A 20077-nucleotide genomic window follows, 5' to 3' on the forward strand; every position below is an offset into this window, starting at 1 on the left:
TGGACGCTACCTGTGAACTCGCTGGGAGGGGCTCGGCCCGCCGCGCTCAGCCGCCCATCGCCCGGCCCAGCCGCCAGTAGCCGATCGCGTGGTGCTGCGCCCGGCCCAGCCCCCACCGGCTCCGGAGGTCCGCCCGGATGGAGCGGACGGCGGCCGACTCAGCGCCCACCCAGGCGAACACGTCCTCGTCCGAGGGCCGGTCCAGCGCGGCGACGGCGTCGATCAGCAGCGTGCTCTCCCCCGGGGGCGTCGCCCCGCGGTGCAGCCAGCGCAGCTCGACGCCGGGCGGTCCGGTGAGCTGCTGCTCCTCGGCCGGCCCGGCCACCTCCAGGTAGGCGACCCCCGCCGTCTCCGGCGGTGCGGCGGCGAGGATCCGGCTCACGGCGGGCAGCGCGGTCTCGTCGGCGGCGAGCAGCAGCCACCGGGCCGGCCGCTCGGCCAGCGAGGCGGCGCCGGCGATCCCGAGCAGCGCGCCGGGCCGGGCCGCGGCGGCCCAGGCGGCGGCCGGCCCGTCGCCGTGCAGCACGAAGTCGATGTCCACCTCGCCCGCGGCCGGGTCCTGCCGCCGCGCCGTGTAGCTGCGCAGCGCGATCCCGTGGCTGCCCTCGGGCCAGACGATCCGGCCGTCCCGCTGGATGCGCGGCCAGCGCGGGTCCGGGTCGTCGGCCCGCGGCACGAGCAGGTTCACGGTGGGCCCGGCCGCGGCCACGACGGCGGCGTCCCCGGAGAGGGTCACCCGCCGCACCGAGGGGGTCACGTCGGTGACCGCGACGACGGTGAGGACGTCGACCGGTCGCAGGCCGTCGGTGAAGACGGGGCCGTCGGGAGAGGTCACGTCGGCCCAGCCTAGGTGTGCCCCCGGTCGCTGCCGACCGATGTGTGCCCGGGCGCCGCCGCGGGCACGGCAGCACCAGCACCGTCCACGAGCCGGGGAGAGGCCATGTCCGACGACCTGAAGAAGGGTGACCACGTCACCTGGAACAGCCACGGCAGCAAGGTCGAGGGCACGGTGGAACGGAAGATCACCTTCGACACCGAGGCCTCCGGCCGCACCGTGCGCGCCAGCGAGGGCGACCCGCAGTACGAGGTCCGCAGCGACAAGAGCGGGCGCACCGCGGTGCACAAGCCGGACGCGCTCGACGAGGCCTGACCCCTCGCGGACGGATCCACGGCCCGGCGGTGCCGGGCCCGAACAGCAGGAGGTACACGTGACCGAGTCCGCAGGCGAATTCGCCGGCTCGCGCAGCACCAAGCACAACCCGCGGCTCGACGAGGAGCTCGAGCACGAGGTCCAGGGGATGATGAAGGCCGAGCGGGGCACCCGCGCGCACGAGTGGCGCGAGGTGGAGCCGGTCGCCGAGGGCGACCCCGACATCGACTCGGACCCGGCCGGCACGCTGACCGGCGGTGTGCCGGTGGGCATGACCGAGGACGCCGTCGTCGCGCGGGCGGAGCTGGCGCGCTGGCTGGACCGCGCGGACTTCCCGAGCACCGGCCCCGAGCTGGTCGAGGCCGCCCGTGACCACCGGGCTCCCGACGTCGTCGCCGCCGAGCTGGCGCGGCTGCCGGAGGGCGAGACCTTCGAGCGGATCGGCGACGTCGTCCGCGCCCTCGGCTACCCGACCGAGACCGGCCCCGGCCCCGGGGCCTCGGAGCCGGCGTCTCCGCGGGACTCCTGACCGCCGGGCGGGGGAGGGCGCCGGCTCACGCGCCGGCGTTCTCCCTCGCCTCGTCGTCCGCGATCTCCTCGGCGCCGCGGCGGCGAAACAGCTTGGAACCGGGGAAGCCCTTCACGATCTGACGCATGTCCTGCACGGTGTCGACCAGGTCGTGCACGTCGGTGCCCACCGTGCCCAGGGTCTCCAGGACGGGCAGGATCTCCTCGTCCAGGTGGGACAGCAGCTGCGGCAGCCGGTCGATCAGCGTGATGAGCGCGTCCACCTCCGTCGCGTCGAACGAGGCCGCCAACCGGCGGACCGCCGGTGCGAGCGAGGTCAGCGCCGGCTCGAAGTCGCCCAGCAGGGGCTCGATCCGGCCGACCATCCCCTCGGCCCGGCCCACGAGCCCGTCGGCGCGACCGACGGTGCCGCCGACCTGCTCGATGGCCGCGTCGGCCTGCTGACGGGTCTGGCCGACGGCGGCGATGGCGTCGTCGGCGTTCTGCCGGGTCTGGCCGACGGCGGCGATGGCGTCGTCGGCGTTCTGGCGGGTCTGGCCGACGGCGGCGATGGCGTCGTCGGCGTTCTGGCGGGTCTGGCCGACGGCGGCGATGGCGTCGTCGGCGTTCTGGCGGGTCTGGCCGACGGCGGCGATGGCGTCGTCGGCGTTCTGCCGGGTCTGGCCGACGGCGGCGATGGCGTCGTCGGCGTTCTGCCGGGTCTGGCCGACGGCGGCGATGGCGTCGTCGGCGTTCTGCCGGGTCTGGCCGACCGCGGCGATGGCGTCGTCGGCGTTCTGCCGGGTCTGGCCGACCGCGGCGATCGCCTCGTCGGCCCTCTCTCGGGTCTGGCCGACCGCGGCGATGGCGTCATCGGCGTTCTGGCGGGTCGTCTCCACGCGCGCGATCGCCCCGTCCGCGCGGTCCAGCAGCGTCTCCATCCGGCCGACCGCTCCGGACACCCGGTCGAGCAGTTCCTCCACCCGGCCGAGCACGGCCGCGGCGCGGGGCACGAGGTCGAAGGCGTCGCCGACGCCCTCGCGCACGCCCCCTACCAGCGCGAGGACGTCCGAGGGGCCGGGCACGGAGGGAAGGCGCACCGGAGGAACGCTACGCAGTGCGCCGGTGGGCCACCATTCGGTTGCCCGCGCCGTGGAGGGGGCTGCCGCGCGTCGGCGTGGCGCGCGCCCGTCCGCCCGTATCGTGGGACGACGGGACACGGACCGACGACGAGAAGGTGTCGACACCTGTGGGTGATCAGCCGACGTGGGGCGGCGCGGGCGACCGCGACGTCCCCGGGCGCACCCGCCGGGGGCGGACCGCCCGGGGTGGCGCCGCCGAGCCGGTCACCGTCGAGCAGCTGATCGCCCGGCAGGGGAGCGCCGTCGGCGGCCGGCGCGCCGCACGCCGGGGCGCCGAACCCGGCCGAGCCGGGGGGGCCGCCCGCGGCGGGGACCCGACGGCGGCCGGCGCGGGTGCCCGGTGGCCCGGCCGCCGCGCCGCAGCCGATCCCGGCGAGGACGTGGCCGGCCGCGAGGACGTCCCCGCCGCACGCGCCGGGCTGCCCCCGGTTCCCGGCGCGGTGCGGCCGCCCGGGCCGGCTCCGGGGCCGGCGGGCCCGGTGGCGCAGCCGGGGCTCCCGCCGGTTCCCGGTGCGCAGCCGGGGCTCCCACCGGTTCCCGGTGCGCAGCCGGGGCTGCCACCGGTCCCCGGGGCGCAGGCGGGGCTACCGCCCGTTCCGCCGGCCCCCGGCCGGTCCCCGGCCGCCTGGGCACCCGACGAGCGCCCCTCCCGGCGCAGCGGTCCGATCCCGCCGCTGCCGGGGCTGGCTCCGCCGCCGTCGTCGGGCGCCACCCGGTACCGCCCCGTCGCCGACCGCCCGCCGCGGAGCCCAGGACGGCGCCGGCTGGTCCGTGCGGCGATCGCCCTGGCCGGCATCGTCGGCGTCGTCGTCCTGTACCACCTGGGCCTCTACTTCTACGTCGACCAGCGCATCGACCGGGTGGACGTGCTCGCCGTCGACGGCCCCGAGGTGCTCGCCCCCGAGCTCCAGGAGGCCGCCGAGACCTACCTCGTCGTCGGCACCGGCATCCCCGGGCAGACGGGGACGGCATCGGTGGCGACCCTGGTGGTCTCGGTGGCGGCCGAGGGCGACCGGGCGGTGCTGGTCAGCGTGCCGCCCACGGCGCTGGTCGACACCCCGATCTGCCGCACCCTGGACGGCGACCTGCGGGACCCGGTCACCGAGGCGTTCGCCAGCTCCCTCCTCGAGGGCGGGCCGGCGTGCATGGTCCGGGCCGTCCAGCAGCTGTCCGGCCTGCGCATCGACCACTACCTCGGCGTGGACCTGGCCGGCGTGCCCGGCATGGTCGACGCGCTGGGCGGCGTCCCGGTCTGCGTCGTGCCGACGGGCGCGATCGCGGCCGCGGCCGCCCCGCCTCCGGCCGGCCCGTCCGAGCTCTCCGGCACGGCGGCGTCCGGCTTCCTGCAGCCGGGCGACACCGGCGCCGACGTCACCGGTGCGGCCGTCGCCGAGCGGGCCCAGCGGCTCCTGACCTCCACCCTGCGCGCTGCGATGTCCGCCGACACACTGCTCGATCCGGTCACGCTGACCCGGTTCCTGAACCGGGCCTCGGCGGCCCTGACGGTCGACGACCAGACGACGCTCGGCGATCTGCGCGTGCTCGCCGGCTCGCTCGGCGAGCTCTCGGGCGACGCGGTCCAGCGCGCCGGGCTGCCGGTCGCCCAGGTCGGGCACGTGCCCGCCGGCACCGATCAGGCCTACGTGATCCTCGACGGGCCGGCCACCCGCTCGCTGTTCGACGAGGTGATCGACGGCGCCCGGCTGCCGGCCGAGTTGGTGGCGGGGCAGGGGGTCGAGCAGGCGCCTGAGGCCGCCGCGCCGGAGCCGGAGATCCCGGCCGGGCCCGAGCCGCTCACGGCCGCGCCCGCGGAGGTCACCGTCGACGTGCTCAACGGCACCGCCACCAGCGGGCTGGCCGCCACCGTCTCGGAGGCCCTGCGCGGCCAGGGCTTCGTCGTCGGCACGGTGGGCAACGAGCCGGGGACCGTGAACGAGAGCGTCGTCCGGTACGGGCCGGCCGCGCTGGAGCGCGCGCGCACCGTGGCCGCCGCCGTTCCCGGTGCCGTGCTGCAGCCGAGCGACGCGCTCGGGGAGGCGGTGCAGCTCGTCATCGGACCGGGCTACTCCACCGTCGTCCCCGTGGAGATGGGTGCGCCCGAGCCCGTCCAGGCCGCCCCGGACACGGCGACGGCCGCCCCCGAGCCGGAGGCGGCCGCAGTCCGCTGTTAGAAGGGACCCTGGTGCCCCCACCCGCTCGCAGGCTCGCGGCGGGGGGCCCAGGGCCGTCAGCCGAAGCGGCCGGAGATGTAGTCCTCGGTGGCCTTCTGGTCGGGGTTGCTGAAGATCTTCTCGGTCGGGTTGAACTCGATCAGCCGGCCAGGCTGCCCGACACCGTTGAGGTTGAAGAACCCGGTCTGCTCGCTGACCCGGGCCGCCTGCTGCATGTTGTGGGTCACGATGACGATCGTGAACCGCTCCTTGAGCTCGGTCATCAGGTCCTCGATGGCGAGCGTGGAGATCGGGTCGAGCGCCGAGCAGGGCTCGTCCATGAGGAGCACGTCCGGCTCGACGGCGATGGCGCGGGCGATGCAGAGCCGCTGCTGCTGACCACCGGAGAGGCCCGAGCCCGGCCGGTCGAGGCGGTCCTTCACCTCTTCCCACAGGTTGGCTCCGCGCAGCGAGCGCTCGACGAGCTCGTCGGTCTCCGACTTCTTCATCTTCCTCGAGTTCAGGCGCATGCCGGCGGCGACGTTGTCGTAGATGGACATCGTCGGGAACGGGTTCGGCCGCTGGAACACCATGCCGATCTGCCGGCGGACGGTGACCGGGTCGGAGTCGGAGCCGTAGAGGTCCTGGCCGTCCATGACGACCTTGCCCTCCACGCGTGCGCCGGGGATGACCTCGTGCATGCGGTTGAGCGCACGCAGGAACGTCGACTTGCCGCAGCCCGACGGCCCGATCAGCGCCGTGATGCTGCGCGGCTCGATGGAGACGTTCACGCCCTGCACGGCGAGGAACTTGCCGTAGTAGATGTCGAGGTCCGACACCTCGATGCGCTTGGCCACGAGTGGTCCCTTTCCTGGGTGGATGAAGCTCAGCGACTGGTCTTGGGGGCGAAGACGCGGCTGATCATGCGGGCGACCACATTGAGGCCCATCACCAGCATGATGAGGACCAGCGCCGCTGTCCAGGCCCGGTTGATGGCGTCCTCGGGCGGGACACCCGGCTGGGTCAGCTGGTAGAAGGCGTAGACCGGCAGGGTGGCCATGCGGCCCTCGAACGGGTTCAGGTTGGTGCCGTTCGTGATGCCGACCGTCACGAGCAGCGGAGCGGTCTCGCCGATGACCCGCGCGATGGCCAGCGTGACGCCGGTCCCGAGGCCGGCGATCGCGGTGGGGATGACGACCTTCAGGATGGTTCGCCACTTCGGCACGCCCAGCGCATAGGCGGCCTCGCGCAGTTCGTTGGGAACGAGCTTGAGCACCTCTTCGGCCGATCGCACCACGACCGGGATCATCAGGACCGAGAGGGCCACGGCGCCCATGATGCCCAGCCGGATCCCCGGGCCGAAGAAGATGACGAACAGGGCGTAGGCGAAGAGACCCGCGACGATCGACGGGATCCCGGTCATCACGTCGACGAAGAAGGTGATCGACCGCTTGAGCCGGCCGGAGCCGTACTCGACCAGGTAGATGGCGGTCATCAGGCCGATCGGCACGGAGATGAGCGTGGTGAGCAAGGTGATGATCAAGGTGCCCATGATCGCGTGGTAGGCACCGCCGCCCTCGCCGATCACGCCGAGGAGGGACGCGCCGAAGAACTCTCCGTCGAACCGCTCCGCGCCGCGGCGGATCACCTCGTAGGCGAGCGACACCAGGGGCACCATGGCAATCCCGAACGCCGTCACCACCAGGCACGTGACCAGCCGGTCGACGGCCCGCCGCGGGCCTTCGACGACGCGTGACACCACGTAGACGGCGATGGTGCCCAGGGCGACGGTGTAGATGACCAGCAGGACGATGTTCGGGGTGGTCATGGCCCCTATGAGGGCCGCCAGCGCCAGGGCCACGGCGAAGCAGGCCCAGGGCGCCCACCGGGGCAGCTGTCCGGCTCCGCGCTGCTCGGGGGGCGTGCCCGGGGCGCTGACGCCCGTGCTGCGCTGCTGCATGGACGTGCTCATCAGTTGGCTCCGGAGAAGTCGGCCCGGCGGTTGACGATCCAGCGGGCGAGCATGTTGACCAGGAGCGTGATCACGAACAGCACCAGGCCGCTGGCGATCAGCGTGTTGACGTCGAGCCCGGTGGACTCGGGGAACTGCAGCGCGATGTTGGCCGCGATGGTCTGCGGGTTGGCGCTGGAGATCAGGGCGAAGGTGATCCCCGCGGCCGAGCCGGAGAGGATGATCGCGACCGCCATGGTCTCGCCCAGCGCCCGGCCGAGGCCCAGCATGGCGCCGCCGATGACGCCGCTCTTGCCGTACGGGATCACCGCCATCCTGATCATCTCCCAGCGGGTGGCGCCGAGGGCGAGCGCGGCCTCGCGGTGCAGCGCCGGCACCTGCGTGAAGACCTCCCGGGAGATGGCGCTGACGATGGGCAGGATCATGACCGCGAGGACCAGCCCGATGGTGAGCATCGTCCGCCCCGTGGCCGAGACCGGCCCGGCGAACAACGGGATGAAGCCCAGGTTCTCCTCGAGCCAGCGGTAGAAGGGCACGAGCCGCGGGGCGAGCCAGGCGATGCCCCAGAAGCCGTACACGATGCTCGGGATCGCGGCGAGGAGGTCGACGACGTAGCCGAGGACCTGGGCGACCCGGCGCGGCGCGTAGTGGGTGATGAACAGTGCGATGCCGACCGCGAGAGGGGTGGCCACCAGCAGGGCGATCGAGGCGGACAGCAGCGTGCCGAAGATGAGCGGCCAGACGTAGGAGACCAGCCCGCCCTCGCCGGGGAGTTCCTCGGCCGGCGCGGTCAGCGCCGGGAGGGACTCGGCGAGGAGGAAGACCGTGACCCCCGCGAGGATGACCAGGATGAGGATCCCGGCGCCCCTGGCGGTGCCGGAGAAGATCCGGTCGCCTGGCCGTCGTACGGCCCGGGGGGCCGTCGGTTCCTGCGGGGGGCTGGTGGCTGTCACCGCTGCTCCGTCTGCTGCGCGTCGATGGGGTGCCGTCGGGGGTGCCCGCTGGCAGCGGGCGGACTGACGGCCCGGAGCGTCTCAGACGCTCCGGGCCGTCGTTGATGGTGCCGGATCAGCCGGCCGCGGTGATCGCGTCGATCGCGGACTGGTTCTGCTCCCGGAGGGCGTCCGAGATCGGAGCGGACCCGGCGGCCTCGGCCGCGGCCTGCTGGCCCTCCTCGCTGATCACGTAGCCCATGAAGTCCTTGACCAGGTCAGCGGTCTCCTGGTCGTCGTACTCGATGCAGCCGATGTGGTAGCTGACCAGCACGATCGGGTAGTTGCCCGACTCGGTGGTGTCGCGCGCCAGCTCGATGGCGAAGTCGTACTCGCCGCGCCCCTCGACCGTCTCGGAGTTCTCCACGACCGCGGCCGCGGCCTCGGCGGACGGCGCGACGAACTCGTCGCCCACCCCGATGTTGGCCACGCCGAGGTCGCCCGCCTGGCTGAGGTCGGCGTATCCGATGGCGCCGTTGCCGGCCCCGACCGCGCTGACCACGCCGGACGTGCCCTGGGCGGCCTCGCCGCCGGACACCGGCCAGACGCCGTCGGGCTCGTGCGGCCAGGCCTCGCCCGCCGCGGCGGCCAGGTACTCGGTGAAGTTCTCCGTGGTGCCGGAGTCGTCCGCGCGGTTGACCGGGGTGATCGAGAGGTCCGGCAGCGTGGCGTCGGGGTTGTCCTCCGCGATCGCCGGGTCGTTCCAGTTGGTGATCTGCTGGTTGAAGATGCCGGCGAGCGTCTCGGGGGAGAGGTTCAGCTCGTCGACGCCCTCGAGGTTGTAGACGACCGCGATCGGCGCGATGTAGTTGACGAGCTCGAACACCCCGGAGGTCCCGCAGCGCTCCTCGGCCTCGGCGAGCTCCTCCTCGTCCAGTGCGGCGTCCGAGCCGGCGAAGTCCGTGCCGCCCGCGAGGAACTGCTCGCGGCCGCCGCCCGAGCCGACCGGGTCGTAGTTGACGGTCACGTCCGGCTGGACGCTGTTGTACCCCGCGGTCCAGCCCTGCATGGCCGCCTGCTGGCTGCTGGCGCCGGCGCCGACGAGCGTGCCGCTCAGCTCGCCGCCGCTGCCGGTGTCGCTGCTGCCCCCACCGGTGCTGCCGGACTCGTTGGACGCGCCGCAGGCGGCTAGCGCGAGGGTGCTGGCGAGCGCCACGGAGAGCGTGGTGGCGCGCGTCTTGGTGCTGAGCTTCAACTCAGGGCCTCTCAGGTTCGCCCGGACCTGTTCCGGGCAGCGTGGGACCGACGCGACCGAAGCTAGGGACCTCAGGTGGCGCGATCCCCCAGCCGAGGTGAACGGCCGGTGAACGGAGGCGGAGTATCGCGCCTACCACGCGTGGCGAGGGTCACCCCCCGTCGGAACAGGGGTCCTGCGCCCACGACGGGCATCCACCGGCTGCAGCGGACGTGGTGCGGACATGCCTCGGCGGCGGCCCCCGTGGAGGAACGACCGCCGACCGAGCAACCGCGGGGTCGGTCCTGGGCGACCTCCCCGGTGGTGGTGATGCGGTCGAGAGACGGCGCACTCACCGGCGACTGCGCCGTGAGGTACGAGGTGAAGGCGTCGAGGTCGATCGGGCCGGCCGTGGCTGCTCCAGCAGGCCGTACAGCTGGTCGCCGGTCACGTCCAGGGGCACCCGGTTGTCGGCGAAGTGCTGGACGGTGAACGCCTCCTCGCAGGCGACCGGCCCTGCAGGGCCGGGCGCCTGGCCGCGTCACCCACGGTCCCGACCCGTCCGATCAGAGGAGCCGCCGCTGCCCGGGGGAGGCATCCCGCAGTTCTGCCGCACGACGTGGAGCCGGTGGCGTGACGGACGGTCTCGATGTCGTGGAGGCGCGTCGATCCGGGTGGCAGGCCGGCCTCGGCCGCCGAGCTTCGGTGACCTCGGCCACGGCGTACTCGGCGAGCGCGGCGAGCGTGCGTCGGTCGCCGGTGGTGGCGTCCAGTGCCGGCAGGAGGTGCACCTCGACCACCAGGTCTCTCGCCGCAGCGACCCGGGCCATGGTCCGCGGCAGGGTGTCGTCGCGGACGTGGCAGGGCACTGTGGTCGCCGCCTCGCCGTCGACGCGGTACCGGATCGCAACGGGGCAGACCAGTGCTCCGGCGTCCACCGCGGCCTGGAAGAAGGCCGGGTGGAACCGCCCGAGTTCGACCCCGCAGGAGGTGGTGCCCTCGGGCTGCACGGAGACCGACTGCCCTCGCCGAAGCCGATGAGTGGCCTGCGCGACGCTGTCCGCCACCGACCGCAGGCGGTCCCGGTGCACCAGGATCACGCCGAGCCGCCGGGCCAGGCCCCCGACGAGCTTGCAGTCGCCGATCTCGGCGTCCGCCACCGGGAGCGCCCGGACGGCGACCAGCAGCGCGAGCTCGTCCAGCCACGAGACGTGGTTGCTCACGACGAGATGCCCGCGCCCCGTACGGGGCCACGGCACTGCCGGGTTGATCACCTCGACCCGGATGCCGAGAGCGGTCACCACGCCGGCCGCACCGCAGACGGCCACTCGCCGCTGGGCCCGCTCACCGGCGTGGGCCATGATGCGGATCCGGACGGCCGCGCCGGTCACGGCCAGGACCAGGCGGAGCAGACGACGGCGACGGGTGGCCGGATCCACCTGCGGCCCGGAACCGTCCGTGCCGGCCCTTCCGCACGGGGGCACCGGCATCCGGAGGCTCATCGCCGGCCGTTCCCGGGGCCGCCGAGCACGCGTGCTGCGACGTCGGCCAGTGGCATGACGACGTAGAACTCGGCGGTACCGGAGACGCGGTCGTGGGCCGGCCGGCCGCACACGACCCCGCCACCGCGCAAGGAGTCCTGCACGAGTGGCGGCAGGGCGAACGGTTGGGGTCGCCCCACGCCCTCGACGTCGAACGGGACGTGCGGAACCACCCGGAGCGCGGCCGGGGCATGGTGCTGCGTCCGGACGACGTCCCAGACGGCGGCCGCCGTCGACCCGCCGTCGGTGAGGGGAACGGACGTGCGGCCGGCCAGGTACGGGTGTCCTCGCTCCAGGACGTACCGCAGCAAGCCGGCCGACAAGTGGCTGGTCACCGCCCCCGAGCGGTGCTCGGGGTGCACGTACCTGCGCCCGGCTGCCACGGTCCAGGGCCGCAGCTGCGCGTGCCGGGAGAGATCGAACTGGCCGTCGCCGTAGCTGCGGCCGAGTGCCATGGCTCGTTCCGGGGGGAGCAGGTGGCACGTGCCGACCACCCCGTCGCTGACCTCGTCCCAGACGACCAGGTGGTCGCACACGTCGTCCCACTCCTCCACGTCGTGCTGCGAGACGGAGGTGGCCGGGTGGGTCCGGGCCCCGCATCCGGCGGCGAGGACCCGGGAACGCAGGCGCTGGGCGGCGGCAACCTCGTGAGGTCGTGCCACGCACGTCCGGTAGCGCGCCGACCCGCTGGAGGAGGACGGCACGGCAGGGGCAGGCGTCACATGCAACCTCACTGTCCGGGAGCCCCGACAGGGCTCGCCCGAGGACACGTTGGCGGGCCCAGGTGGACAGCTGGTGGCCGGACTCCGGAATGTCCCTGACGACGCGCCGAAGAGCGTCTCCTCCTCAGCGTGAGGGCGGGCCCGCACCGATCCTCCGGAGGGGGCGCGGCTGTCGTCGGAGCCGGGACGGGTCGGCCCGGTGAGCGAGGGGTGGACAGGCCTTCATCGGGAGTCCCCTCGATGGCCACGCCCGCACCCCTCGGCCCGGTTAGCGTCAGTGGGTGCCTGCCGGCGTGCCCGGCAGCCGGCGGGTCGCGGTCGCACGAGCGGTGTCGCCCGCCCGGGGGGCTGTCCCGGAGACGAGAACGACGAGGGGAACGCGATGAACCTGGGTCCGATGGAGATCGGCCTGATCCTCCTGGCCGTCCTGCTGTTGTTCGGCTACAAGAAGCTGCCGGATGCCTCGCGATCGCTGGGCCGATCCTTGCGCATCTTCAAGGGCGAGATGAAGGGCATGAAGGACGACAACGGCCCGGGCAAGGACGTGGTCGCTGAAGACGCCGGATCGACCCCGGTGGCCCGCCGGGAGCTGCTCCCGACGTCGACGGTTGCCGAGCGCGACGGCAGCTCCACAGCCGGCGCCGACAGCGCCCGCTGAGGACCGCGCCACCGAGGCCGTGACGATCGAAGTCGGAGACGTGCGACGTCGTCGACGTGAGCCGCGGGCGACACGGCGTCGACGACGCTCACGGCACGCTTGCCGAGTTGCGGAGGCCCCCGCTGACTTCGAAGCCGTCGTGCTCGGCAGCGCCGTCTACGCGGACAGCTGCACGACAGCCTGGGCGAGGACTTCGACGAGTTCCGCGACGTCGACCTGCGCCGGTATCACCTCAAGGCGTTCGTCCGTGAGCACGTGATCGGGGAGGGCGGCGACCGGCCGGCTCCGCGCGCTGGTGGCGCGTCCCGGAGCACCGGCTCGTCCTCCTGACCGCTGGCCTCGGGGGCCAACGACTCAGGAGGCTCGCGGCTCCCGATGCCACGAGACATCCACCGCGAACCGCCGGAAGCCCCGGCCCTCGTACAGCCGCACCGCCGCCTCGTTGTCCTCCTCGACGTAGAGCAGGACCTCCCCGAGGTCCCGCGCGCGCAGGTGCGCCAGCCCGAGGTCGGTGAGCGCCCGCCCCAGCCGGAGCCCCTGGGCGTCGGGGTCCACGCCGAGCACGTACACCTCGCCGACCGCCTCGTCGCCGGCGTCGCCGGGCGGGTGCACCTTGGTCCAGTGCGAGCCGAGGAGCTCGCCGTCCCCGTCGCGGTCGCCGCGCCAGGCCATGAGGAAGCCCGCGGGGTCGAACCATGGCTCGGCCTCGCGCAGCTCGAGGTCCGCGCGCGTCATCCGGCCCTGCTCCGGGTGCCAGTCGAAGGCGCGGGCGTTGACCCGCAGCCAGGCGTCCTCGTCCCGGCCGGGGCGGAAGGGGAACACCCGCACGTCCGCGGGGAGCTCCGGCCGGGGGTCCGGGTCGATCCCGGCCAGCTCCCGGCGCAGCTGCAGCAGCACCCGGGCACGGTGGAAGCCGTGCGGGGCGAGCAGCTCGGCGGAGCCGGGCAGGTCGCCGTGCGCCCAGATGCTCAGCGGCCCGTCGCCGGCCAGGTCGAGGAGCCGGCGCAGCAGCGTCGTGCCGAACCCGCGCCGGCGCCGCTCGGGGTGGACCACCAGCTCGGCGGTGCCGTCGTCGAGCCGCGCGTAACCGGCCAGAGCGCCGTCGCCGTCGTGGACGACGAGGTCGTGCCCGCCCGGCGTGCCGTGCTGGAGCCGCAGCTCGGCCTCCTCGGAGACCGGGCGCACGCCGTCGGCGGCCGAGGCGGCGCGCAGCAGTGCGAGGACGTCGTCGACGTCGAGTTGATCGCTCACCCGGTCATCAGACCAGTTCGGCGTCGGTCTCCGCCCGGGCGGCCTTGGCGGTGGCGTCGGCCACCTGCTGGTCGAGCTTGTAACCGACGTTGCGCACCGTGCCGATCAGCGCCTCGTGCTCGGTGCCGAGCTTGGCCCGCAGCCGCCGGACGTGGACGTCGACGGTGCGGGTGCCGCCGAAGTAGTCGTAGCCCCAGATCTCCTGCAGCAGCTGGGCCCGCGAGAAGACCCGGCCCGGGTGCTGGGCGAGGTACTTCAGCAGCTCGAACTCCTTGTAGGTGAGGTCGAGCGGGCGGCCGCGCAGCTTCGCGGAGTAGCTGTGCTCGTCGATGACCAGCTCACCGGCCTGGGTGACGCCGCCGTCGCCGCCGTCGGCGGGGGTGGCCGCGGCCAGCCGGCGGGCGGTGGCCCACTTGAGCCGGGCGTCCACCTCCGCCGGGCCGGCGGTGTCGAGCAGCACGTCGTCGACGCCCCAGTCGGCGGAGAGGGCGACCAGGCCCCCCTCGGAGAGGATGGCGACCAGCGCCGCGGCCACGCCGGTGGAAGAGAGCAGCCCGCAGAGGGTGCGCGCCTGGATGAGGTCGTGCCGGGCGTCGACCAGCACGACGTCGCCGGAGTCGCCGTCCAGGAGGCTGGAGAGCTCCGGAGCCACGACGCGGACCTGGTGGCCGAGCAGCCCCAGGGCGGGCAGCACCTCGGTCGTGGCCTGACGGGCGGAAGTCATGAGCACGAGTCGCATGTCGTCTCCTCAGGGGTCCAGGGCCGGCGGGTACCGACCGGACCTGCGACAACGCTGTCGAGGTGAGAGGGCAGGATAGCGGACGTGCCCGCCGACGAGCCCGAACCACCGGGAACTCGCTCGGTGGGGGTCCGCACGGCCGACGGCGTGCGCCTCTCGGGCATCGTCGTCCCGGCCGCTCCGCCCGGGCCGCTCCCGCCGGCGGCCCGGCCGCTGACGTTCGTCGTCGCGCACGGGTTCAGCAACTCCGTCCGGTACCCGCCCTTCGTGCGGTTCGCCGGCCGGCTGAGCCGGTTCGGCGAGGTCCGGGCCGTGGACTTCCGGGGGCACGGCCGGTCCGGTGGGCGATCCGGCGCCGGCGGTGACCAGGAGCTTGCCGACGTCGACGCCGCCGTCGGCGCGGCCCGGGCCGACGGCGCGGAGGCGGTGGTGGCCCTCGGCCTGTCGATGGGCGGCGGTGCGGTGCTGCGCCAGGCGGTGCTGGGCCGGCACCGGCCGGATGCCGTGGTCGGCGTGAGCGCGGTGAGCCGCTGGTACGTGCGCGACACCCGGCCGATGCGGCGGGTGCACTGGCTGCTGGAGACGACGGCGGGCCGGCGGCTGGCGGTGCGGCTCGGGGTGCGCCTGGGCGATCCGTGGCTGACCCCGCCGCCTGCTCCGCTGGAGGTGGTGAGCGCGATCGCGCCCACCCCGCTGCTGCTCGTGCACGGCGACCGCGACGAGTACTTCCCGGTCGAGCACTTCCGGTCGCTGGTCCGGGCGGCCGGTCCGGCGGCCACCGCCTGGGTCGTGCCCGGTCTCGGCCACGCGGAGAACGGTGCGACGGCCCCGCTCGTCGAGCGGATCGGACGCTGGGCTTCTGAGAGCATCGGGCCGTGAGCTCGACCGCCGTCCCGTCCCCGACGCCGGCCCTGCCCCACCACCTGCCGGCCGCCGGGCTCGCGGTGGTCGCGGCGGGCCTGCTGGCCGGGCTCCCCGCGGTGCTGGGCGACGTAGGGGCCCTGGCCGCCGTGCTCGTGCTGCAGCTGGCGCTGGTGCTCGCCTGGGTGCTGGCCACCGGGATGCAGGGGTTCGCGGCCTCCCTGACCGTCGGCACCGCGGCGGCCGTCGCGGCCGACCTGACCGTGGTCCTGCCCGAGGACCCGGTGCTCGGTGGGCTGCTCGCCGTGCTGGGCGTGGGCTTCCTCGCCGCCGTGCTGCAGCAGATGCTGCGCTCCCCCCGGCACGACCTGGTCGACTCGCTGGCGGGGTCGGCGGTGCTGCTCACCGCGCTGGGCGCGCTGGCGGCGCTGCTGCTCCTCGGCCGCTCCGGCGACGGCCGGCTGGCGACGACGGCGCTGGTGGCCGGGGCCGCGCTGCTCGTCGGCCACCTCATCGACCAGGTGCTGCCGCGGCCGCAGCTGGCGCCCGGGGTCCCGCGGGGGCTGACCGGCGCCGTGCTGGCGGTGCTCGCCGGCGCCGCGACGGCGTGGGCCGCCCGCGACCTGGCCGATCTCGGAGCGCTGCGGGCGCTGGCCGTCGGCGCCGCCGTGGCCGGCGTGGTGGCGCTGGTCGCCGTGGCGGGCAGCTACCTCGCCGTGGAGACGACGGCCGAGGGGGAGGCGGAGGCGCTGTCCCCGTGGGCGCCGACGGTCGTGCAGGTCGTGCTGCCCTTCGCGGCGTCCGCCCCGGTGGCGCTGGGCCTGCTGACGGTCCTGTGAAGGTCCTCGCCGTCCTCCTCGCCCTCGTCGTCGGTCTCGGGATCCTGCTCGACCGGATCGCGGTCGGCATCGCCGAGGAGCAGGTCGCCGGGCAGCTGGCGGCCCAGGCGGACCTGGCGGGGCGTCCGGAGGTGGACGTCCGGGGCTTCCCGTTCCTGACCCAGGCGATCGGCGGGCGCTACGACGAGGTGCGCATCGAGCTGACCGCCGAGCAGCTCGGGCAGCCGGAGGGGACGCGCGCCGACGTCACCCTGCGCGGCGTCGACCTGCCCCTGTCGGCGGTGCTCTCCGGCGAGGTGGCGGAGGTGCCGGTCGAGCGGATCGACGGCACCGCGACGCTCTCCTACGACCTGCTGGCCAGGGAGCTCGGGGACGACACGACCCTGGAGCGGGAGGGCGAGGGTCTGCGGATCACCCGGACGGTCGAGCTGCTCGGCCACACCCTGCCGCTGACGGCCAGCGGCACCGTCGCCGTCGACGGAGACGAACTGGTCATCGACGTCGACCGGGCCGCCGGGGCCGGCGTCGACATCCCCCGGGTGCTCGTCGGCCGGGTCACCGATCTGCTCGACCTGCGCCACCCGGTGGAGCTGCCGTTCGGCCTGCGGCTGATCGACGTCGCCCCGGCCGAGCGCGGGGTGGACGTGCGCGTGGCGGCCGACGACGCGGTGCTCCGGGCGGAATAGCCCGCCGGAGCGCGCCGGTTGCACCCCGGGTGGACGGAGACGGAGCGGAGCCGGCGGCGGTGTTCGCGCGGCTGGGCGTGCGCCCGGCCGAGGCGGACCTCACCGTCGTCCAGTTCTCGACCGCGTTCTGCGGTCCCTGCCGGGCGACCAAGGCCCGGCTGGCGCAGCTGCAGACCACCCGACCGGGCCTGGCCGTCGTGCAGGTCGACGCGGAGAGCCACCTGGCGGAGGTGCGGGCCCTCGGCGTGCGGCAGACGCCGACGCTGTTCTACCTGGACCGCGCCGGCCGGGTCGTGGGCCGCAGCAGCGGCGCGCCGCGGCCGGCGGAGCTGACCGCTCTGGTAGACGCCCGTGCGGGGGTGTGGGTGTGATCGGCTACTCTCGCGCCGTGGGCACCCTGCTGACCTCGCGCCGCACAGTCGACCTGTGCCGCGTCGGCAGCTGCCTCTGTCCGGCCTCCTGAGGCCGGTTCCGACCGTCCAGACGCGCCCTGTCCGCCGTCCGAAGGTCTTCTCCAGCGATGACCGCACCGTCCTGCCGCACCCGCGCGGCGGTGAGCTGCACCTGATCCCCGGCGGGTCCTGCCGGCCCGCACCGACCACCCGCACACCGAACCACGGAGGAACCCCATGAGTCGTACCGACGTGCTCGTCACCGTCGACTGGGTCCAGGAGCACCTGGGCCAGCCCGGCATCGTCTTCGTCGAGGTCGACGAGGACACCAGCGCCTACGACGGCGGCCACATCGAGGGCGCCGTCAAGCTGGACTGGAAGCAGGACCTGCAGGACCCGCTGCGCCGCGACTACCTCGACAAGGGCGCCTTCGAGCAGCTCCTGTCGGCCAAGGGCATCGCCAACGACGACACCGTCGTCCTCTACGGCGGCAACAACAACTGGTTCGCCGCCTACGCCTACTGGTACTTCAAGATCTACGGCCACGGCGACGTCAAGCTCATGGACGGCGGCCGCAAGAAGTGGGAGCTCGACGGCCGTCCGCTGTCGAAGGACCCCGTCGAGCGCCCGGCCACCGACTACAAGGCGTCCGAGCCCGACCTGTCGATCCGCGCCTTCCGCGACGAGGTCGTGGCCGCGATCGGCAGCAAGAACCTGGTCGACGTGCGTTCGCCCGACGAGTTCTCCGGCAAGATCCTGGCGCCGGCGCACCTGCCGCAGGAGCAGTCGCAGCGCGCCGGCCACGTGCCCACGGCGATCAACATCCCGTGGAGCAAGGCGGCCAACGAGGACGGCACCTTCAAGAGCGACGAGCAGCTGGCCGCGCTCTACGCCGAGCAGGGCTTCGACGACAGCCGGGAGACCATCGCCTACTGCCGCATCGGTGAGCGCTCGAGCCACACCTGGTTCGTGCTGCAGGAGCTGCTCGGCAAGAAGAACGTCAAGAACTACGACGGCAGCTGGGTCGAGTACGGCTCGCTCGTCGGCGTCCCGATCGAGAAGTGAGCTGACATGTGCGGAGCCCCGAAGCAGGGTGGTGCCCTCGCGGGCATCGACCTGAGCACCCAGACGGTCATCCAGGGCTCGGTGTGGCACGACGGCGCACCGGTGGCCGGGGCCTACGTCCGGCTGCTGGACTCGACCGACGAGTTCACCGCCGAGGTCGTCACCAGCCCCGAGGGCGAGTTCCGGTTCTTCGCCGCGCCGGGGGAGTGGAAGCTGCGCACCCTGGCCGCGGTCGGCAAGGGCGAGCGCGTGCTCGCCGCCGAGGTCGGCCTGAACGAGACGACCGTCGCGATCTCCTGACGGCGCTCCTCCCCGGAGGACCGCCACCGAGGCAGGCAGCGCCCGTTCCCCGCACCGCGGGGGGCGGGCGCTGCCCCGTTCCGTGCCCGGGTCAGTCGATGTCGGGCGGCAGCCGGTTGGGCCCGGCCTCGGCGGGCCGGGGCCGGTCCTCCGGGAAGGTCCGGACGGCGACGATGGCCACGTCGTCGGCGCCGGCCTCGGGGACCAGCCGGGCGAGCACGGTGTCCAGCAGCTCCTCCAGCGGCGTGGCGCCGAGGTCACGCAGGGCGTCGAGGAGCCGCTCGATGCCCTCGTCCAGGTCGATGTCGCGGCGTTCGACGAGGCCGTCGGTGACCAGCAGCAGCGTGTGCTCGTCGGGCAGGTCGACGGTCTGGTCGCTGCGCGGCGCGTCCGGGTCGATGCCCAGCATCAGCTCGGGCCGGCTGGTGAGCAGCGTGCTCGTGCCGTCGGGGGCCAGCATGATCGGCGGCAGGTGCCCGGCGTTGCTCCACCGGAGCAGCCTCCGGCCGGCCACCGGCACGTCGGGATGACGCTCGATCCGGGCCAGCACGGCGGTCGCCAGCGTGGCGACCGCCAGCCCGCGGGCGGCGTGCTCCACCCGGGTGAGCGTCGCCGCCGGGCCGTTCTCGTCGGCGTAGGCGAGCGCGCGCAGCAGCCCGCGGACCTGGCCCATCGCCGCGGCCGCGCTGCTGTCGTGGCCGACGACGTCGCCGATCACGAGCATCGTGGCGCCGTCGGGCTGGAGGAAGGCGTCGTACCAGTCGCCGCCCACCTGCGCCTCGTGCGCCGCGGGGCTGTAGCGGACGGCGATCTGCAGGTGGTCGGGCTCCGGCGGCGGGGTGAGCAGGGACTGCTGCAGCCGGTCGGACAGGGCGCGGTCGGCGGCCACGCGGGCAGCGAGCTCCTCCAGCTCCGCCGCCTGCCGTTGGGCGGCCAGCCGGTCGGTGAGGTCGCGGAACGAGACCACCACGCCCGTCAGCTCGCCGTCCTCGACGGTGGGCACGACGACCATCTCGACCGGGATGGGCCTGCCGTCGCTGCGCCAGAACGTCTCGTGGTCGGCGACCACCGTGCGGCCGGTCTGGAGGGCCCGCCACACCGGGCACTCCTCGCGCGGGTACTCCGTGCCGTCCGGGCGCCGGGCGTGGATCAGCGCGTGCTGGTCGCAGCCGAGCTGGTCCTCCGCCCGGTAGCCGGTGAGCCGCGCCGCCGCGGGGTTGAGGAACTCCACCCGGCCGTCGATGTCGAGGCCGTAGATGCCGTCGGCGACGTTGGCCAGCACCCGCTCGCTGATGGTGAGGGCGCGGGAGAGCTTGGCCTCGGTCTCGCGCAGCACCTCCAGGTCGCGGGCCCGGGCGGTGGCGATCTGGCGCAGCGTGGACGCCTCCATGCCCGCCGCGCGCGCCTCGGCGGTGACCCGCTCGGTCTGCAGCCGATCGGTGATGTCCATGGCGGTGACCAGGAGGAACTCCTGCTGGTCCCCCTCGCGGACGAGCTGCATGGTCAGGTCGGCGGTGCGGCGCGTGCCGTCGGCGAGGAAGAAGCTGGTGGCGGCGCGGACCGGCTCGCCCCCGGCGGCCACCTTCAGGCACCACTCGCGCACCGTGGCGCCCACGTCCGGATCACCGGCCCACCAGCCGGCGTCCCAGAAGGGGCGGCCCAGTTCCTCGCGGCGGTCGAAGCCGCAGCCCTCCAGGGCCAGGCGGTTGGCGGTGAGCAGCGTCCCCGCGTGGTCGCAGACCGCGGCGAACATGAACGAGGAGTCGTGCAGCACCGAGTACCACGGCGGGGTACCCGGGAGCGCCTCGTCGTCCGGGGTCGGCGTCGCGCCCCGGCCGGCCTCGGCCATGTCGATGACTGCTCCTCCCGTTCCCTCCCGCCGTCCGCGGGCCGGGCCCAGCCTGCCGTACGACCCCCCACCCCGACCAGCGACCGC

The 20077-nt window shown here is 74.4% G+C and carries 21 protein-coding genes; 10 read left to right on the forward strand and 11 right to left on the reverse strand.

The annotated features are described in order from the left end of the window. Positions 1-46: 46 nt before the first annotated feature. Entirely contained in the window at positions 47-835 is a 789-nt protein-coding gene (locus tag ACI790_RS08040) for a siderophore-interacting protein (protein ID WP_456569268.1), read from the reverse strand. Between the two features lie 105 nt (positions 836-940). Between ACI790_RS08040 and ACI790_RS08045 the strand changes: the two genes are divergently transcribed. Both ACI790_RS08045 and ACI790_RS08050 read left to right on the forward strand, forming a co-directional pair. Beyond that, on the forward strand, positions 941-1150 hold the full coding sequence (locus ACI790_RS08045) for a DUF2945 domain-containing protein (RefSeq protein WP_456569269.1): 210 nt from the start codon (positions 941-943) through the stop codon (positions 1148-1150). A 58-nt stretch (positions 1151-1208) separates the two neighbouring features. Next, positions 1209-1679, forward strand: coding sequence for a DUF2795 domain-containing protein (locus ACI790_RS08050; protein WP_456569270.1), 471 nt, complete (start codon positions 1209-1211; stop codon positions 1677-1679). 25 nt (positions 1680-1704) lie between these two features. Here the strand turns inward: ACI790_RS08050 and ACI790_RS08055 are convergent, their stop codons facing one another. Then, entirely contained in the window at positions 1705-2757 is a 1053-nt protein-coding gene (locus tag ACI790_RS08055; RefSeq protein ID WP_456569271.1) for a hypothetical protein, read from the reverse strand. Between the two features lie 149 nt (positions 2758-2906). On the opposite strand from ACI790_RS08055, the gene ACI790_RS08060 reads away from it, so the two are divergent. After that, positions 2907-4970 carry a LytR C-terminal domain-containing protein gene (locus ACI790_RS08060; RefSeq protein WP_456569272.1) on the forward strand — a complete coding sequence of 688 codons (2064 nt, stop codon included), beginning with the start codon at positions 2907-2909 and terminating at the stop codon, positions 4968-4970. 56 nt (positions 4971-5026) lie between these two features. On the opposite strand, the gene pstB is transcribed toward ACI790_RS08060, so the two are convergent. The 6 genes from pstB to ACI790_RS08090 all read right to left on the reverse strand — a co-directional run bounded on the left by pstB (position 5027) and on the right by ACI790_RS08090 (position 11290). Next, the gene (gene pstB, locus ACI790_RS08065) at positions 5027-5806 is read right to left on the reverse strand and encodes a phosphate ABC transporter ATP-binding protein PstB (protein ID WP_456569273.1); all 780 of its coding nucleotides are present in this window, start codon (positions 5804-5806) and stop codon (positions 5027-5029) included. Positions 5807-5835: 29 nt separating this feature from the next. Continuing rightward, on the reverse strand, positions 5836-6921 hold the full coding sequence (gene pstA, locus ACI790_RS08070; RefSeq protein ID WP_456569274.1) for a phosphate ABC transporter permease PstA: 1086 nt from the start codon (positions 6919-6921) through the stop codon (positions 5836-5838). Then, positions 6921-7874: a phosphate ABC transporter permease subunit PstC gene (pstC, locus tag ACI790_RS08075; protein WP_456569275.1), complete on the reverse strand. Its 954-nt coding sequence runs from the start codon at positions 7872-7874 to the stop codon at positions 6921-6923. Before pstC ends, pstA begins: the two co-directional genes overlap by 1 nt. A 115-nt stretch (positions 7875-7989) precedes the next feature. Continuing rightward, on the reverse strand, positions 7990-9108 hold the full coding sequence (gene pstS / locus ACI790_RS08080) for a phosphate ABC transporter substrate-binding protein PstS (protein WP_456569276.1): 1119 nt from the start codon (positions 9106-9108) through the stop codon (positions 7990-7992). A 545-nt stretch (positions 9109-9653) separates the two neighbouring features. After that, complete coding sequence (locus ACI790_RS08085; protein ID WP_456569277.1) at positions 9654-10526, reverse strand: lysophospholipid acyltransferase family protein; 873 nt, start codon at positions 10524-10526, stop codon at positions 9654-9656. A gap of 59 nt (positions 10527-10585) precedes the next feature. Then, on the reverse strand, positions 10586-11290 hold the full coding sequence (locus ACI790_RS08090; RefSeq protein WP_456569278.1) for a GNAT family N-acetyltransferase: 705 nt from the start codon (positions 11288-11290) through the stop codon (positions 10586-10588). A gap of 457 nt (positions 11291-11747) precedes the next feature. On the opposite strand from ACI790_RS08090, the gene ACI790_RS08095 reads away from it, so the two are divergent. Continuing rightward, positions 11748-12008, forward strand: coding sequence for a twin-arginine translocase TatA/TatE family subunit (locus tag ACI790_RS08095; protein ID WP_456569279.1), 261 nt, complete (start codon positions 11748-11750; stop codon positions 12006-12008). Positions 12009-12362: 354 nt separating this feature from the next. On the opposite strand, the gene mshD is transcribed toward ACI790_RS08095, so the two are convergent. Both mshD and ACI790_RS08105 read right to left on the reverse strand, forming a co-directional pair. Then, positions 12363-13259: a mycothiol synthase gene (gene mshD, locus ACI790_RS08100; RefSeq protein ID WP_456569280.1), complete on the reverse strand. Its 897-nt coding sequence runs from the start codon at positions 13257-13259 to the stop codon at positions 12363-12365. A 7-nt stretch (positions 13260-13266) separates the two neighbouring features. Then, positions 13267-13998 (reverse strand): winged helix-turn-helix transcriptional regulator, encoded by a 732-nt coding sequence (locus ACI790_RS08105; RefSeq protein WP_456569281.1) that lies wholly within the window; start codon positions 13996-13998, stop codon positions 13267-13269. An 84-nt stretch (positions 13999-14082) separates the two neighbouring features. Here ACI790_RS08105 and ACI790_RS08110 point away from each other — a divergent pair, with 84 nt between their 5' ends. From ACI790_RS08110 to ACI790_RS08135, 6 genes are all read left to right on the forward strand, one after another. Further along, the gene (locus tag ACI790_RS08110) at positions 14083-14877 is read left to right on the forward strand and encodes an alpha/beta hydrolase family protein (RefSeq protein WP_456569282.1); all 795 of its coding nucleotides are present in this window, start codon (positions 14083-14085) and stop codon (positions 14875-14877) included. After that, positions 14874-15698, forward strand: a complete 825-nt coding sequence (locus ACI790_RS08115) for a hypothetical protein (protein WP_456569283.1) — start codon at positions 14874-14876, stop codon at positions 15696-15698. Before ACI790_RS08110 ends, ACI790_RS08115 begins: the two co-directional genes overlap by 4 nt. Further along, positions 15695-16384: an LmeA family phospholipid-binding protein gene (locus tag ACI790_RS08120; RefSeq protein ID WP_456569284.1), complete on the forward strand. Its 690-nt coding sequence runs from the start codon at positions 15695-15697 to the stop codon at positions 16382-16384. The genes ACI790_RS08115 and ACI790_RS08120 overlap by 4 nt, the downstream gene beginning before the upstream one ends. Positions 16385-16413: 29 nt before the next feature. Next, on the forward strand, positions 16414-16755 hold the full coding sequence (locus tag ACI790_RS08125; RefSeq protein ID WP_456569285.1) for a thioredoxin family protein: 342 nt from the start codon (positions 16414-16416) through the stop codon (positions 16753-16755). 258 nt (positions 16756-17013) lie between these two features. Continuing rightward, positions 17014-17841, forward strand: coding sequence for a sulfurtransferase (locus ACI790_RS08130; protein ID WP_456569286.1), 828 nt, complete (start codon positions 17014-17016; stop codon positions 17839-17841). Positions 17842-17847: 6 nt separating this feature from the next. Then, complete coding sequence (locus tag ACI790_RS08135; RefSeq protein WP_456569287.1) at positions 17848-18141, forward strand: DUF1416 domain-containing protein; 294 nt, start codon at positions 17848-17850, stop codon at positions 18139-18141. A 91-nt stretch (positions 18142-18232) separates the two neighbouring features. Here ACI790_RS08135 and ACI790_RS08140 read toward each other — a convergent pair whose 3' ends face one another. Further along, positions 18233-19990 carry a SpoIIE family protein phosphatase gene (locus ACI790_RS08140; RefSeq protein WP_456569288.1) on the reverse strand — a complete coding sequence of 586 codons (1758 nt, stop codon included), beginning with the start codon at positions 19988-19990 and terminating at the stop codon, positions 18233-18235. Between the last annotated feature and the right edge of the window lie 87 nt (positions 19991-20077).

It is taken from the genome of Blastococcus sp. SYSU DS0539 (genome assembly GCF_054050855.1).